Genomic DNA, 15,258 nt, shown 5'->3' with positions numbered 1-15,258 from the left:
ACACGTGACTACATTCGACGTTAGCTGCATCGGCTTTCACGTGCTCGACGTGCTCGGACGTCCGGTAACGGCGATTCCGCCCGGCGGGCGCGCGGCCTACATCGAGGAAATCTGCATGACGGTCGCGGGCACGGCCGGCGCGACATCGGTCGCCTGCGCGATGCTCGGTATCCGCACGCGTTCGGTGACGACCGTGGGCACCGACGACATGGGCGATTTCCTCGTCGCGAAGATGCAGGGCTATGGCGTCGACTGCGCACTCGTGTCGCGCACGAGCGACGTGCAAACGTCCGCGACGATTCTGCCTGTGCGTCCGAACGGCGAGCGCCCGGCGCTGCATGTGCCGGGCAGCGCCAACGCCTTCACCGTGCGCGCCGAGCAGTTCGACGCGGCGCTCGATGCGCGCATCGTGCATGTGGGCGGGACCGGCCTCATGAAAGCGTTCGACGGCGAGCCGACCGTCGCGCTGCTGCGCCGTGCGAGAGAGCTGGGCCGCATCACGACCTTCGATCTGATCCAGGCGACGCCCGAGACGATCGCACTCGTCGAGCCGTGCCTGCCGTATCTCGACTACTTCGTGCCGAGCATCGACGAAGCGTCGGAAATGGCGGGCACGGGCGATGTCGCCGAGGTTGCGCGCTTCTTCCGCGCGCGCGGCGTGAAGAACTGCATCCTGACGCTGGGCGCGCACGGCGTCTACGTCGCGCCCGAGCATGGCGAGCCGTTCACGCTGCCTGCGTTCGACATCGCCGTATCGGATACGACCGGCTGCGGCGACAGCTTCACGGCGGGCATCATCGTCGGGCTGACCAAGGGCTGGGACTTGCGCGAATGCGCGCGCTTCGCGTCGGCGGTCGCGGCGAAGGTTGCGATGGGACTCGGCTCGCAAGGCAAGCTCAAATCGTTCGACGACACCGTCGAGGCGCTGCGCACGCTGCCGGCCAGACAGCCCACGCCTCTCACTGCAGCCCAATTCTGATCGCGGAGAACATCGACATGCAAAACACGGACTCGACCCGCCCCGTCGCACTGGTAACCGGCGCGAGCCGCGGCATCGGACAGGCGCTTGCGCTCGGCTTCGCCGACGCCGGCTACGACATCGTCGTCACCGATCTGCCGCAAACCGAAGCCGAACTGCGCAAGACCGCCGACCTGATCGGCCGGCGCGAACGCAAGGCCCATCTGTTCGCGCTCGACGTCAGCGACCGTAAGCAGATCGACGACGTGACGCAGCGCGCGCTCGCGGCGGCCGGCCGCATCGACGTGCTCATCAACAATGCCGGCGTGCTCAAGCCCTCGCTGCTGCAGGATCTCGACGAAAAGACCTGGGACACGCACTTCGACGTCAACGTGAAGGGCGTGCTCATGATGTGCCAGGCCGTCGTGCCGCACATGCGCGAGCGCAAGACGGGGCGCGTCATCAACATCGCGTCCATCGCCGGCCGTCAGGGCGTGGCGACGCAGGGCCACTACGCCGCGACCAAGTCGGCCGTCATCACGCTCACGCGCGTGCTCGCGCAGGAAGTGGGCATGGACGGCGTGACCGTCAATGCGATCTGTCCCGGCATCATCCTCACCGAAATGGGCCGCAACAATCTCGGCAGCGAAGCGGCCGTGCGGCACTGGGAAGACGTCGCCGCGCTCAAGCGGCTCGGCAAGCCGGAAGACATCGTCGGACCCGCGCTCTTCTTCGCTTCGGAGCAGTCGGCTTTCGTGACCGGGCAGGCGCTCAACGTCTGCGGCGGCATCTACTTCCATTGAACGGAGACAACCGATGGTAAGGACTGACCGCTTTTATATCGATGGCCGATGGGTCGCGCCGCGCGGCACGGATACCTTCGCGATCGTCAACCCTGCGACGGAGGCCGTCACCGGCCAGCTCGCGATGGGCAACGCCGATGACGCGGCCGCGGCCGTCGATGCCGCGCAGCGCGCATTCGACGCGTGGTCGGCCACTTCGCGCGAGACGCGCCTTGCCCTGCTCACGCGCCTGCTCGAGCGATACAACGCCGGCGCGCAGGAGATGGCGGAACTGATGACCGCCGAGATGGGCGTGGCGAGCGGGTTCTCGCGCGGCGCGCAGATCGCGCTCGGTCGCGCGCATCTCGAAACCGCGATCCGCGTGCTGCGCGAATTCAGCTTCAGCGAAACGCGCGGCGCGACCGTGCTCGCGAAAGAGCCGATCGGCGTGTGCGCGCTGATCACGCCGTGGAACTGGCCGATGAACCAGCTCGTCGTCAAGGTCGCGCCCGCCCTGGCCGCCGGCTGCACGATGGTCGTCAAGCCCAGCGAATTTTCGCCGTACAGCGCGCTGCGCTTCGCGCAGATGATCGATGACGCAGGCTTTCCCCCGGGCGTGTTCAACCTCGTCAACGGCGACGGCGCGATCGTCGGCGAAGCCTTGTCGCGCGATGCTCGCGTCGATATGGTGTCGATCACGGGTTCGACGCGCGCGGGAATCGCCGTCGCGAAAGCCGCGGCGCAGACCGTCAAGCGCGTGCATCAGGAACTGGGCGGCAAATCGGCCAACATTATTTTCGACGATGCCGATTTCGATCGCGCCGTCGCGTTCGGTGTGCGCGCGAGCTATCTCAACTGCGGGCAGTCGTGCAGCGCCCCTACCCGCATGCTCGTGCCTCGCGCGCTGATGTCGCGCGCCGCGCGCATTGCCGCGCAAACCGCCAATGCGATCCGCGTCGGCCCGCCGGAAAACGAGCATTCGGAACTCGGACCGGTCGTCAACGCGAAGCAATACGCGCATATCCAGGCGCTGATCGAAAGCGGCGTCGCGCAGGGCGCGACGCTCGCGGCCGGCGGCCCGGGCCGACCCGAAGGCGTCGACAAAGGCTATTTCGTGCGTCCCACCGTGTTCGCGGACGTCACGCCCGACATGCGCATCGCGCGCGAGGAAATCTTCGGGCCCGTGCTGTCGATCATGGCATTCGACGACGAAGCGCACGCGCTCGCCATCGCCAACGACAGTCCGTATGGCCTCGCCGGCTACGTGCAGACGAACGACCAGGACAAGGCACGGCGCGTCGCCGCGAAGCTGCGCGTGGGCAACGTCTACATCAACGAAGCACCGTGGGATGCGAACGCGCCGTTCGGCGGCTACAAGCAGTCGGGTAACGGCCGCGAACACGCGGAGTTCGGTCTCGGCGATTACCTCGAACTCAAGGCGATCGCGGGTTTCTAGATGAGTCACGGCTATGCCGCGCATCACGCGGCCCACCAGCGCCTGTCGACGCTCGGCGCAGGCGCTTTCTTCCTGTTCGTCACGGCACTGGGCTGGGCGCTGAACTGGCCCGCCATGAAAATCCTGCTGCGGGAATGGCCTCCGCTCTTTTCGCGCGGCGTCGCCGGCGTGACGGCATCGGTCATTCTCGCGATCGTCGCCGCGCTGTGCGGCGAGCGCCTGCGGGTGCCCTGGTCCCTGATGCCGCGCATCATGCTCGCTTCGTGCACGAACGTGCTCGCGTGGATGGGTCTGTCGACGTTGTCGATGAAATGGCTCAGCGTCAGCGAAGGCGCGCTGCTCGTCTACACGATGCCGATCTGGTCGATGCTGCTGGCATGGCCGGTGCTCGGCAGGCGGCCGTCGCGCATGTCGCTGCTCGCGATCGTGCTGGGCATGTCGGGCCTCGTGGTGCTGCTCGGCGGCCGCGGACTCGCCTTCGATGCGGGCAAGCTCGAAGGCATTGCGTGCGCGCTCGGCGCCGCCGTGCTGTTTGCGTTGGGCACCGTCAATTCACGCGACCCGTTGCCTGTGCCGCCCATTGCGCTCGTCGCGTGGCAGGTCGGATTGGGATGCGTGCCGCTGGTGCTGGCGGGCATCGTGCTGGAACACCCGAGCTTCGCGAGTCTGAAACCGGACGGCATGGCCGTCATGGTCTACATGACGCTCGTGCCCATGGGCGTGTGCTACCTGACGTGGTTTGCCACGTTGCGCAGGCTGCCTGCGGACGTCGCCGCGACCGGCATGCTGCTCGTGCCGATCATGGGCATCGTCGCGGCCGCTTGCGCGCTCGGAGAACCGTTCGGCGCGAGCGAAGCCGTGGCGATGATGCTGACGCTCGGCGGCGTTGCGGTCGCATTGCGATGCGGCACGGCCGCGCGGCATGCTCACCAGGGCCAGCGGTCGAACCGCCGCGTATAAAGCAGATCCATGCCCTGGAACGTGCCGCCGTAAGCGGCCACCGACCAGTAGCGCGTGAGGTTCAGCGTCGCCTTGATCGCGTTGCTCGCCGACTGCAGCCCCTGCTCGTAACCGACCACGAAACGCTCGTTGATCGCCTTCGATACCATCACGACCTGCGGATCGGTCAGACCCACTTCGCTGCGTCCGATCGAAAACTCGTCGAGTCCGAAAGTCTGCGCGATGCGCTTGCCGCTCGCGCTGCCGAGCAGCGCGAGCGCGGTGGTCATCGTGCTCTGCTGACCGAGGTTGTTGCCCTGATCGGTGCCGTGACCGAACAGCAGCCACGAAAGCTTCTCATTGTCGGGCACGTTCGGCTCCGAGACGAGCTTTGCGACCGGCGACTGGATCGTGCCCGTCACCTGCACGCCCGCCTCGACCTCCTGATTGCGGCGCATCGCGAGAATATTGATGCCCGGGTTCGCGACCGGCCCGTTGAACGTGAAAAAGCCGTTCTCGATCGTGAGCTTGCGGCCGAACGCGGTATAGCTCGACCCTTCGGTCACGCGGACGTTGCCGACCGCGCGTAGCGGCATGTTCGGCGCGGACAGCGCGGTGATCGTGCCGCGCAGCCCGACATCGGCGCCCTGTCCGCGGAAGCGGAAGTCGTTGCCGAGATTGATGTCGATATTCGCGCGCGGCGCGAACGGGCCGACCGGCCTCGTCGCGGTGCCGACCTCGGGCGGTTTGCCGCCGATCACCGAGCCGTCCGGCCGCACGATCACGACGTCGTCGCCGAGGCTCGGCGCGCCCTGCTCCGGCATGTCGAACAGCGCATGCTCGACATTGAACTTGCCGTTGATCGCCAGCCCGCCCTGCTGCCCCGCGTTCGCGACGCTCGCGCTGCCGGACAGCACCAGTTGCCGTTCCGGCGACGCGAACAGTTCGAGATGATCGGCGACGATGCTCGCGGTCAGGTCCGGCTCCGCGTTATCGAGCCGTACGCGGCCCGTCGCGCGCAGCGTGCCGTCGCCGCCGTGAAACTCGACCTGCTGGAATTCGACGAGATTCTCCGACAGCCCGATGCGCACGACGCCGTTCTTCAACTGCACGCCGAGGTCCACGGCAGTCACGGACAGGCCGTCGCCGACCAGCGAGCCGGACAGATTCGGCTTCGCTACCGTACCGCCGAGCGCGAGGCGCAACGCGAGATGGCCGTCGAGCAGATAGCTCGGGCCGAACAGGCCGCCCGTCGTTTTCAGCGACGGCACGTTCGCGTCGATCTTGCCGGTCAGCGGCGCGTTTTCGTCGAGCGCCAGCGCGCCGTCGCGCATCGCAAGCGCCGTGTGCGCCTCGGCGTCGATCACGCCGAGGCGGCTCGCCTGCGCGTGCGCGGTCAGGTTCACGCGGTTGCCGGCCGCGAAATCGACGCGCGACGAAATATCGGTGACGCCGAGCGACGCGAGGCCGCGCCCCACTTCGACCGTCACGTCGCCGCTGCGGCGCTTCAGCTGAATATGGCCGCTCGAGGTGTCGCCGAGCGCGAAGTCCCAGTCGCCATCGAAGACGAGGTCGGTTTTCGCAAGCGGCGCCGCGCCCGTGAACTCCTGGCGCAGCTGCTGCAGGCGCGCGACCGAAATGCCGGTCAGCGTGCCGGCCGAGCGTACGCGCCCGTGGTCGTACGACAGCGATTTCAGGTCGAGCAGCGCGCCTTCGAGCGTGAGGCGCGTCGCGCCGAGCGTAAGACGCTGCGGGCCCGTGCTGACCGCGAGCGGCGACTCCATATTCAGCGCGGGCGTGCCGCGGTTTTGCAGCCGCGTGATCGTACCGTCCCAGTGCGTGCCGTCGCGCGCGTCGCTCAGATGCCCGTTTGCGGCAAGCGTCAGATCGAGCGGCCGGTCGCGCAACGTGCCGGCAGCCGCGGCCTCGAACGTATGGTTGGCGCGCGTGCCGTTCAGGCGCGCCGTGAGCGTCTTCAGCTCGATTCCCGCGGTGCTCAGATTGCGCGCGTCGGTCGTGAATACCATTGCGCCATTCGCGCCGTCGCGCAACTCGGCATGGCCTTGCGCGTGGCCGACGCGGTTCGAGCCGAATACCACGCTGTCGGCCTTGTAATCGAGCGTCACGTTCGGATGCGCGAAGGTGCCCGTCAGATCGCCGTCGGCATGCACGAGACCCGCGACGCCGAAGCCGAGCCGGTCGAGCTGCGGCGCATCGACGCGAAAGCGCAGCCGGTCGCCGCGGCCGCCGAAACTGCCTTGCAGGTCGACCTGATTGCCGGCCACCGACAAGCTCGCGTGGCTCGGCAGAATGCGCGAGCCGGCCAGCTGGATCGTGCCGCCGCCCGTCATCGGCAGGTTGTCGTACATGCTGTCGCCGAGCTTGAATTCGGCCTTGGTCGTGAAGGCCGGCGCGAGCAGGCCGGTCGCCGCGATCGTGCCGTTGATGCGCGCTTCGATTTTTCGCGCGGACGCGGGTTGGGCCGAGGCAGCGGGTTGGGTCGCCGTAGCGGGTTTGCCGGGCGCGGCGGCGTTAGCGGCATTAGCGGCGTTAGCGGCGCCTCTTCTACCCGAAGCCGGCGCCCTGGCCGCCGGCTTCGGCGTCATCAGCGACGTCAGCGAAAGCGGATCGAAGTCGGTCAGCGCCGCCTTCAGGTTGTACGTCGAACTCGCATCGTTCTTGATCGCGCCGGACACATCGATGCGCCCTTTGCCCGACGTCAGCCGCACGTCGTTGAAGCTCGTGCGCGCGGGGTCGAGCGTGACCTTGCCCTGCACGCGCAGCGCCGCGTGCGGATCGGCGAGATCGAGCGTCACGGTGCGGATATCGTCGTTCAGACGAATCGCGATCGGGCCGGCGAACTGTGTCGGCCGCACGCTCGCGACGAGCGCGTTCAGGTCGAGTTTCGCAACCTTCAGATCGAGCCGGCCGCGCTTGCCGGCGAGCGAGCCGTCGCCCGTGACCGTCGCGTTCCTGACGAGCCGCACGTTCAGATTCGAGATGCGCTGCGTCTGCGCGTCGAGCCGCACGTCGGCGTTTGCGTCGATCAGCGGCAGCAGGTGCGCGTCGATCGAGCCCGGTTTCGCATTGACGATCGACACCGAGCCGGTGACCGCGAAGCCGCGCGGGCGCGTCGCGGGGCTGGCGGGCGGCGCGGCGCTGGCCATGTTCGCGGCGCTCGCCGCATGTGCGGAACTGGCGGGCGCAATCGTGCCGCCGGCCGTTGCGGCCGTTTCGCTGGCCGCCGCTGCGCTCGCGCCGCCCGGCGCTTGCGGCCCGTCGAACCCTGCGGGCGCCTGCTCCCCGGCCGGCCGCAAATCCGCGCGCACCGCGAGATCGGCCGCGGGCGCGCCCGGCGAAAACGCCTGCGGGTTCACATGATCGAAGGTCAGCGTGGCGCGCCGCAGCGGCACGTCGGCGAACGGCGTCGCCTCGATGCGCGCGTGACCGTTCAGCTTCATCCCGCTCGCATCGAGCTCGGCGACGAGCGTCTCGAGCGTGCCCGACACATGCCCCTGCACCTGCACCGCTTCGTCGTTGACCTTGCCCGCATAGCTGGCCTCGCCGGTCAGCGCAAACGGCCGCACGCCATCGAGTTTCGCCCGCGCGGTCACCGCGCCGAACGGCGTATCGAGGCGCTCGACCACCGCCTCGTGGTGCCGCCCGTCGCTGCGCCCATGGAACAGCAGACCCGAGTATTCGCTCGTCGACGCGCCGTCGTGCAGCAGCAGCTCGTCGACGCTGAGGTCGCGCACCTCGAGCCGCATCGGCAAGCGCAGGTCTTCGGGCAGCGTCAGCGGCTTCGACGGCTCGGTCGACGGCGCGATGCGCGCGTCGATCGTGCCGACATGCAGATAGTCGACGGTGAACTTCCACGGACGGTCCGATAGCGTCCACTTGCCCGACGCACGGTCGACCCGGATCTCCGTGCCGCTGCCATCGAGACTGCGCCATTGCACATGGGCAAGGCGCACGCCCGTTGCGAGCGTGCCGCCCTCGAGCGTGCCCGCGAGCCGGCCGCCGAGCAGCTTGACCGCCGCCTGCCACGCGTAGGCCGTGCCGCGCTCCGTGACGACGACGCCATACAGCGCACCGGCGAGCAGCGCGATGATCAGCGCCGGTACCAGCGTCGCCCACAGAAGCGCGCGCCACAGGCGCCTGCGGCGCCTCGGCGGCGGCGTGGCCGCGCCGCCGCCAGGGCCGCCGCCGGAACCGCCGGAACCATCGGCGCCGCTGGAACCGCCGGAGCCGCCGGACCCATCGGCACCGCCTGCCCCGTCACGACCGCGCGCACCGCCTGCCGGCCCATCGCCGAGCCCGCCGGCAGCGCGGTACCCGCCCGCGCCACCCGCCCCGCCGGGCGGCACGTCGCCCGGGCGATCCGATGACAGGTGAGCGATACGGTCCATGGTCATGCGTCGGGTGCAGTCGGATTCAAGGTTGATCAGAACGCAATGCCGAGCGTCAGATACGGACGCACGTCGTGATTGCGAATGCCATAGGCGAGGTCGACGTTGACCGGCCCGACCGGGCTGCGCCAGCGCGCGCCGAAGCCGACGCCGGGGAAAAACTCCTTCTCGTGCCAGTTGTCGGTCGCCGTGCCGATGTCGAAGAACACGGCCGCGCCCCAGTCGTGGCTGAACCAGTGCTGGTATTCGGAGCTGGCCGTGATCAGGTATTTGGTCGGCAGCACCGAGCCGCCGACGTTGTTGCCGATACTCTGAAAGCCATAACCGCGCACCGAGTTCGAGCCGCCCGCGCGAAACAGCAGCGACGCCGGCACGCCGCTCGACGGCCCGCTCGTGAACACGCCGCCGAGTTCGGCGCGAAACAGCACGAGATCGCGCTGACCGACGGGAATGTATTGCTGGCCGCGCGCATAGCCGCGGATAAAGGTCTGATCGGTAAGCACGCCTTTCACCGCGAAGCCCGCTTCCGCATGAATCAGATTGCCCGAGCGCGGAAACAGCGGGTCGTCGGTATTGCGGCGCGTCCACGACCACGCGGGCACGAGCGCGCGCGCCGTGGTCGGCGCGGCCGCGTTCTGGTCCAGCCGGTCCTGGTAATAGAGGATCGAGTAGTTGTAGTCGATGTACTGCGACGTGCGCGCGCGCTGCACACCCGCACGCAGGCTGTAGATGCGCGTGTCGGAAACGTCGGTTGTCGTATAGGAGGCGAGCGCGCTGTTGGTCCAGCCGCGCTTGCCCGGCTGCATCGACAGCTGGACCTGCCCGTACTGCTGGATCTGGTCGAGCCGGCCCGACACCGTGAACGGCCACGCGGCGCCGAACGTGTCGAGATACGTGTACGAGCCCTGCACGTGCGCGCCCGTGTCGGTCGCATAGCCGACGCCGCCGCGCACGCTGTTGTACGGGTATTCGCTCACTTTCACGTGCATCGGCGTGTCGAGCGGCTTCGCGGGATCGTTGTCGACGTCGATCGCGACGCTCGCGTAGTACGGCGTGTTCTGCAGCTGGCGCTGCAGTTCGGTGACGCGCTGCACGTCGTAGATTTCGCCCGGCGAAATCGGATTCACGTTGTCGACGATGCTTTCCGGATAACGGCGTGTGCCCGAGACGTCGAGCTTGCCGAGCGTGAAGGTCGGGCCGCTGTCGAAGGTCACGGACAGTTTCGCGTCGTGGGTCTGCGGATCGATGCGCGCTTGCGACTGGTAGATTTTCGCGCCGAGATAGCGGCGCGCCTGCAGCGCCTTCAACGCCGCGTTCTTCGCGCCGTCCCAGCCCGACTGCGTGAACGGGTCGCCGTCGTGCAGCGAGAATGCAAAACGGGTCGCGTTCTCCTGCGCAGGGTCTTCGGTTTCGACCGGGCCGCGAAACGACAGCGTGATCGACGAAATGGTCGTGAGCGGACCCGGATCGACATGCACGGCGACCGTGCGCCTGCCGTCGACGGTACGCACGTCCGTGCGCACGACCGGCGTGAAGTAGCCTTGCGTGGCCGCGAGATCGCGCACCTGCTGCGGCGCGGCGGTCACGAGAAAATCGAACTGCTCGCTGCTGATGTCGTCGTGCTTTGCAAAGCGCGCCAGATCGAGGTGCTCTTCGAGAAGCTTGCGCAGCGAGCGCGGCGTCGCATCGACGTCGACGTCGTAGGACGCGCGTTTTTTCGCCGCGTGCGCGGCCGGCGCGCCGGCCGCCATCAGAAACAGGACGGCCACGATCGCGACAACGAGCCATGCGCGCGAAGGCCGCGCGGCGGGCGGCGGCCGCGAGGCGCGGCGCCGCGATTGCGACGGTTCGATTGACCACCCCGCCAAACACGACCTCCGGCAATTGTTGATTTCGACAGTTTCTGGCTTGGGCCAGTCCGCGGCGGGACTGAAGCTCGTTATTTGACCACATCGGCGCAGCCGCGCATCCCGAATTCAGGGTCGCACGGCAATGGGCGGGCGGCGACCGCGGAGCACGCCCGGCGCAGGCAACGATCCGGCAACGGGCGCCCGCCTTGGACGCGCTTGCGCCGGCCGGTGTTCCGTTGATGTTTCCGTCGATATTCCGTCGATGTTCCCGCCGGCGTATCGCGAATATCGGCGCCAGCGTGTTCCACGAATGCGGCGCCGGCTTCGCCCGAGCGGAACCGGCGCACGCGCCTTTACTGTCGGAATCGCCGACAGCCCGCGCGCATGCGTTAAAATTACGTCCTACCCGAACGGCCGCCCACGCGGCGTCCCTTTCTCCAATGGATTTCGAGCCATGTATCAGTCGGACATCACGCAATTCCTGAATCAGCTGAAAGAGCAGAAGCCGCAACTCGAAGACGAACAGCGCCGCGGCCGCGCGCTGCTGTGGGACAAGCAGCCGATCGACCTCGACGAGCGCTCGGAGCAGCAAGCCGCACGCGTGAAGCAAACGCCGTACGTCTACTACCAGAACTTCTAACGTGTCTTCTGCCGACGAGGCCGGCGGCGCTCAGTTGCCAGAACGTTTGCCAGAACAATTGCCCGATCAGCCGTCGGCTCAGTTGCCTGCTTCGGTCGCTTCACAGCCCGCTTTGCAGCCAGCTGCACAGCCCGCTGTACAGCCCGCCGCGGCGCATGCGCATGCCGCTGCCATGCACGGTCCCATTGCACCGGGCAACGCCGCCCTGACCGCGCCCGCGACCGATTCGACGCCCGACACCGTGGACGGCATCGCATTCGCACGCCTGTACGGCGAACCGCTCTTCAAGCTGCCGCAGGATCTCTACATCCCGCCGGACGCGCTCGAAGTCTTTCTCGAGACTTTCGAAGGCCCGCTCGACCTGCTGCTGTATCTGATCCGCAAGCAGAACTTCAACGTGCTCGACATTCCGATGGCCGACGTGACCGCGCAGTATCTCGGCTACGTCGAACAGTTGCGCAAGTCGAACCTCGAGCTCGCCTCCGAATATCTGCTGATGGCCGCGATGCTGATCGAGATCAAATCGCGGATGCTGCTGCCGGTGAAGAAGGCCGATACCGGCGAAGAAGCGGAAGACCCGCGTGCGGAACTCGTGCGGCGCCTGCTCGAGTACGAGCAGATGAAGCTCGCCGCCCAGCGGCTCGATCATCTGCCGCAACTGGGCCGCGACTTCCTGCGCGCCGAGGTCTACATCGAGCAGAGCATTACGCCGCGCTTTCCGGACGTCAACACCGACGATCTGCGCGCCGCGTGGGCCGATGTGATCAAGCGCGCGAAGCTCGTCCAGCATCACCGCATTTCGCGCGAAGAACTGTCGGTGCGCGAACATATGAGCGTGATCCTGCGCAAGCTGCAGAATGCGCGCTTCATGGAGTTCGCGGAGCTGTTCGACGTGTCGCGCGGCGTGCCGGTCGTCGTCGTGAACTTCATTGCGATGCTCGAGCTGTCGCGCGAGTCGCTGATCGAAATCACGCAGGCCGAACCGTTCGCACCGATTTACGTGCGGCTTGCATACCTGCCCGCCTGATCCTTGTCTTTCGCCGCGCATCGTTCACTTGCCCGCACGCGCCTCCAGTTGGTGCGCCGCGCCTGCAAATCCTCTACAATCCGGCGCTTCAAGCCCTGCCGCCTCTGCTTCGAAACAGGCGCGGGCACAGCCGATGCGCGATGGGAGACACTGCGGCCAGGCACGGCGCAGCGCGCGCCCCGCGTGAGAACCGCTATCCGACCATGAAAGTCATCAGCTCGATCCAGGAATTGCGCGACCAGTTGCGCGGCCAGAACCGCACCGCGTTCGTGCCGACCATGGGCAATCTGCACGAAGGTCATCTGTCGCTGATGCGGCTTGCGCGCCAGCACGGCGATCCGGTCGTCGCGAGCATCTTCGTGAACCGTCTGCAGTTCGGACCGAATGAAGACTTCGACAAATACCCGCGCACGCTCCAGGACGACATCGAGAAGCTGCAGAAGGAAAACGTCTACGTGCTGTTCGCGCCGACCGAACAGGACATGTACCCGCAGCCGCAGGAATATCGCGTCCACCCGCCGCACGATCTCGGCGACATTCTCGAAGGCGAGTTCCGGCCGGGCTTCTTCACCGGTGTCTGCACGGTCGTGATGAAGCTGATGTCGTGCGTGCAGCCGCGCGTCGCCGTGTTCGGCAAGAAGGACTACCAGCAACTGATGATCGTGCGCGCGATGACCGAGCAATTCGCGCTGCCGACCGATATCGTCGCCGCGGAAACCGTGCGCGACGCCGACGGCCTCGCGCTGAGCTCGCGCAACCGCTATCTGCAACAGGCCGAGCGCGCCGAGGCGCCGCGCCTTGCAGCTACGCTGAACGGAATTCGCGACGCGATCGCGGCCGGCCGGCGCGACTTCGACGCACTCGAGCGCGAAGCGGCGGCCGCGCTTGCCGCGCGTGGCTGGAAGCCCGACTACATCGCCATCCGCAAGCGCGCGAACCTGCTGCCGCCCGCCGCGCACGAAGGCGAAGCGCCGCTCGTCGTGCTCGCGGCCGCGAAGCTCGGCGCGACGCGCCTGATCGATAACCTCGAAATCTGACGCGCGCCGCCGTTTGCGGTCGCGCTCGCGCAACAAGGGAATCGCCATGCAACGCCATATGCTCAAATCGAAGATCCATCGCGCCGCGGTCACGCACTGCGAACTGCACTACGAAGGTTCGTGCGCGATCGACGAGAACCTGCTCGAAGCCGCGAATATCGTCGAGAACGAGCGGATCGACATCTGGAACATCAACAACGGCGAGCGCTTTTCGACCTATGCGATCAAGGGCGAGCGCGGCAGCGGCATGATTTCGCTGAACGGTTCGGCGGCGCGGCGCGCGCAGCTTGGCGACCTCGTCATCATCGCGGCATTCGCGATGATCGACGAGGCGGAGTTGCAGGCGGGGTGGAAACCAGACCTCGTGTTCGTCGACGAGCAGAACCGCATCAAGGGCAACCGCGATCATGTGCCGACGCAAAGCTGGACCTGAAGCGGCCGCGCGTCAGGTCCACGTTCACGTTCAGATTCAGGCCTTGCCGTTGGTCCACTTGAGGATCGGCTCCCACTGGTCGAGATCCTTCTCGACGCGGCTCTTCGCGACATCCCACAGCGTGAGCCCGTGTGCCGCAAGCTGCACATAGTTCTGCGTATCGCGCAGATAGCCGAGCACCGGAAGATTCAAACCCTCGACGAATCGATGCAGCTGATCGGCCGACTTGGTCCGCGCATCGACACGCATGCCGACCACGCCGATTTCGATCGCCCCCTTGCGCACAGCCTTTTCTTTTGCCAGACGCTCGAGAAATTCCTGTGTCGCGAGAATATCGAAGATCGACGGCTGCAACGGCACGATGACCTTGTCGGCAAGATTCAGCGCAACGTTGAGCCGGTTGCCATGCAGGCCGGCCGGCGTATCGATGACGGCGCGCTCGAGTCCCTTAGGCGGCTTCACAGGCAAATCGGGATCGACATGCCATGTCTCGATCGCGGGCAGGCCGCCTGGCCGCAGGTCGAGCCACGCATGCGCGGACTGCTGCCGGTCGAGATCGGCGAGCGCGACCCACTCGCCCTCGGCCGCGAAATAGCCTGCCAGATTGGTGGAGAGCGTGCTTTTGCCGACGCCACCCTTAGGATTCGCCACCACGATTACCGTCATGAATACTCCCGGGAAGAAGGCCCTGTCATTGTCGAATTATCTCAAACGGCCTCGCCGGCGTGGCGCGGCGGCCCGAACGGGCGCCCACCTGGCCGGCACAGGCGTTGATAATATCGGCAAATCCGCCAGGCTCGAAAGCCCCGGGCGGCCGATTTGGACAATCGCCTTCCCTTTTTGCGGGAGATCACGATGGCTATGCGCTCCGAGCGCGACCTCGAATGGATGCGCGCACTGCAGGCCGGCACGCTGCCGGAGCTGATCGGCTTTCAGGCGACCGCGATCGAAGAAGGCAGGCTCAGCGCGGAATTGACGGTGCGCCCGCAGTTGCTCGCACCGAACGGCTTTCTGCATGCGGCGACGGTGATCGGTCTGGCCGATACGGCGTGCGGTCTCGCCTGCCTCGCGCATCTGCCGGCCGACGCGCGAAGCTTCACGACGGTCGAACTCAAGAGCAACTTCCTCGGCACCGCGACCGAAGGGACGATCCGCACGGTCGCGCAAGCCGTGCATCTGGGCCGCACCACGCAGGTGTGGGACGCGACCGTCCATGGGCCCGACGGCAAGACGATCGCGCTTTTCCGGTGTACGCAGATGGTGCTGTACTGACGCAATCGGATCAGGCTCCGGCGCGCCCCGCGAGGTGCGCCGCGCGTGCCTGGCCGAGCGCGAACAGGCCATTGCCGAGCAGCGACTGCACGACGAGCGCCACGGCCCAGAACGCCGGGTACTCCCATCCGCCGTTCGGCGACGCAAAGCCCCAGCCGTTATGAAAGTGCACCGACAGTGCGCCGAGCATGAACGGCAACAGCACGAGCGCGACCCAGCGCACCTGCACGCCAAGCAGCAGCGCGATGCCGCCGAACAGTTCGACGAACGTCGTGACGTAAGCGAGCCAGCCCGGAAAGCCGACCGATACGAAAAACTGCGCGGCGCCCGGCAGCGTGAATATGAAAATTTTCTGCAGGCTGTGCGCGAGGTAAAGCACGCCTAGCGCAACGCGTAGCAGCAAGGCGGCGAGTTCGGGGTTGGCGGTGCGTGCGGCGACGGCTGGACGGTTCATG

Annotated in this window: 13 protein-coding genes; 9 read left to right on the top strand and 4 right to left on the bottom strand. The window is 67.0% G+C overall.

From position 1 onward, the window contains the following. Positions 1-4 precede the first annotated feature (4 nt). Genes BTO02_RS07750 through BTO02_RS07735 form a run of 4 tightly spaced genes read left to right on the top strand, consistent with a single transcriptional unit; the run spans position 5 to position 4,156 of the window. Positions 5-979 (top strand): carbohydrate kinase family protein, encoded by a 975-nt coding sequence (locus BTO02_RS07750; protein WP_075156550.1) that lies wholly within the window; start codon positions 5-7, stop codon positions 977-979. Between the two features lie 17 nt (positions 980-996). Continuing rightward, on the top strand, positions 997-1,761 hold the full coding sequence (locus tag BTO02_RS07745) for an SDR family NAD(P)-dependent oxidoreductase (protein WP_075156549.1): 765 nt from the start codon (positions 997-999) through the stop codon (positions 1,759-1,761). A gap of 13 nt (positions 1,762-1,774) precedes the next feature. Continuing rightward, positions 1,775-3,196 (top strand): aldehyde dehydrogenase family protein, encoded by a 1,422-nt coding sequence (locus BTO02_RS07740; RefSeq protein WP_075156548.1) that lies wholly within the window; start codon positions 1,775-1,777, stop codon positions 3,194-3,196. Further along, complete coding sequence (locus BTO02_RS07735) at positions 3,197-4,156, top strand: DMT family transporter (protein WP_083615033.1); 960 nt, start codon at positions 3,197-3,199, stop codon at positions 4,154-4,156. Here BTO02_RS07735 and BTO02_RS07730 read toward each other — a convergent pair. Continuing rightward, positions 4,123-8,550: a translocation/assembly module TamB domain-containing protein gene (locus BTO02_RS07730; protein ID WP_442953439.1), complete on the bottom strand. Its 4,428-nt coding sequence runs from the start codon at positions 8,548-8,550 to the stop codon at positions 4,123-4,125. The genes BTO02_RS07735 and BTO02_RS07730 overlap by 34 nt on opposite strands. Positions 8,551-8,579: 29 nt before the next feature. Further along, positions 8,580-10,295 (bottom strand): autotransporter assembly complex protein TamA, encoded by a 1,716-nt coding sequence (locus tag BTO02_RS07725; RefSeq protein WP_156883886.1) that lies wholly within the window; start codon positions 10,293-10,295, stop codon positions 8,580-8,582. A 553-nt stretch (positions 10,296-10,848) separates the two neighbouring features. Between BTO02_RS07725 and BTO02_RS07715 the strand changes: the two genes are divergently transcribed. The 4 genes from BTO02_RS07715 to panD all read left to right on the top strand — a co-directional run bounded on the left by BTO02_RS07715 (position 10,849) and on the right by panD (position 13,531). Then, the gene (locus BTO02_RS07715; RefSeq protein WP_075156545.1) at positions 10,849-11,034 is read left to right on the top strand and encodes a DUF3460 family protein; all 186 of its coding nucleotides are present in this window, start codon (positions 10,849-10,851) and stop codon (positions 11,032-11,034) included. Positions 11,035-11,206: 172 nt separating this feature from the next. Then, complete coding sequence (locus tag BTO02_RS07710; protein ID WP_075158681.1) at positions 11,207-12,061, top strand: segregation and condensation protein A; 855 nt, start codon at positions 11,207-11,209, stop codon at positions 12,059-12,061. A gap of 203 nt (positions 12,062-12,264) precedes the next feature. Then, on the top strand, positions 12,265-13,098 hold the full coding sequence (gene panC, locus BTO02_RS07705; RefSeq protein WP_075156544.1) for a pantoate--beta-alanine ligase: 834 nt from the start codon (positions 12,265-12,267) through the stop codon (positions 13,096-13,098). Between the two features lie 46 nt (positions 13,099-13,144). Continuing rightward, positions 13,145-13,531, top strand: coding sequence for an aspartate 1-decarboxylase (gene panD, locus BTO02_RS07700; RefSeq protein ID WP_075156543.1), 387 nt, complete (start codon positions 13,145-13,147; stop codon positions 13,529-13,531). Between the two features lie 36 nt (positions 13,532-13,567). On the opposite strand, the gene BTO02_RS07695 is transcribed toward panD, so the two are convergent. Then, positions 13,568-14,197: a ParA family protein gene (locus BTO02_RS07695; protein ID WP_075156542.1), complete on the bottom strand. Its 630-nt coding sequence runs from the start codon at positions 14,195-14,197 to the stop codon at positions 13,568-13,570. A 189-nt stretch (positions 14,198-14,386) separates the two neighbouring features. Here BTO02_RS07695 and BTO02_RS07690 point away from each other — a divergent pair, with 189 nt between their 5' ends. Beyond that, the gene (locus BTO02_RS07690; protein WP_075156541.1) at positions 14,387-14,803 is read left to right on the top strand and encodes a PaaI family thioesterase; all 417 of its coding nucleotides are present in this window, start codon (positions 14,387-14,389) and stop codon (positions 14,801-14,803) included. Between the two features lie 10 nt (positions 14,804-14,813). On the opposite strand, the gene BTO02_RS07685 is transcribed toward BTO02_RS07690, so the two are convergent. Beyond that, complete coding sequence (locus BTO02_RS07685; RefSeq protein WP_075156540.1) at positions 14,814-15,257, bottom strand: DoxX family protein; 444 nt, start codon at positions 15,255-15,257, stop codon at positions 14,814-14,816. Position 15,258: the final 1 nt, after the last annotated feature.

The organism is Paraburkholderia sp. SOS3, from assembly GCF_001922345.1.
In the GTDB taxonomy this organism is placed as follows: Bacteria; Pseudomonadota; Gammaproteobacteria; order Burkholderiales; family Burkholderiaceae; genus Paraburkholderia.
This window is presented reverse-complemented; position numbering and strand designations above follow the sequence as displayed.

Coding starts and splice junctions, on each gene's coding strand:
- BTO02_RS07745 (WP_075156549.1), top strand. CDS start 997: ATGCAAAACACGGACTCGACCCGCCCCGTCGCACTGGTAACCGGCGCG.
- BTO02_RS07740 (WP_075156548.1), top strand. CDS start 1,775: ATGGTAAGGACTGACCGCTTTTATATCGATGGCCGATGGGTCGCGCCG.
- BTO02_RS07735 (WP_083615033.1), top strand. CDS start 3,197: ATGAGTCACGGCTATGCCGCGCATCACGCGGCCCACCAGCGCCTGTCG.
- BTO02_RS07730 (WP_442953439.1), bottom strand. CDS start 8,550: ATGACCATGGACCGTATCGCTCACCTGTCATCGGATCGCCCGGGCGAC.
- BTO02_RS07725 (WP_156883886.1), bottom strand. CDS start 10,295: ATGGCGGCCGGCGCGCCGGCCGCGCACGCGGCGAAAAAACGCGCGTCC.
- BTO02_RS07715 (WP_075156545.1), top strand. CDS start 10,849: ATGTATCAGTCGGACATCACGCAATTCCTGAATCAGCTGAAAGAGCAG.
- BTO02_RS07710 (WP_075158681.1), top strand. CDS start 11,207: ATGCACGGTCCCATTGCACCGGGCAACGCCGCCCTGACCGCGCCCGCG.
- panC (WP_075156544.1), top strand. CDS start 12,265: ATGAAAGTCATCAGCTCGATCCAGGAATTGCGCGACCAGTTGCGCGGC.
- panD (WP_075156543.1), top strand. CDS start 13,145: ATGCAACGCCATATGCTCAAATCGAAGATCCATCGCGCCGCGGTCACG.
- BTO02_RS07695 (WP_075156542.1), bottom strand. CDS start 14,197: ATGACGGTAATCGTGGTGGCGAATCCTAAGGGTGGCGTCGGCAAAAGC.
- BTO02_RS07690 (WP_075156541.1), top strand. CDS start 14,387: ATGGCTATGCGCTCCGAGCGCGACCTCGAATGGATGCGCGCACTGCAG.
- BTO02_RS07685 (WP_075156540.1), bottom strand. CDS start 15,257: ATGAACCGTCCAGCCGTCGCCGCACGCACCGCCAACCCCGAACTCGCC.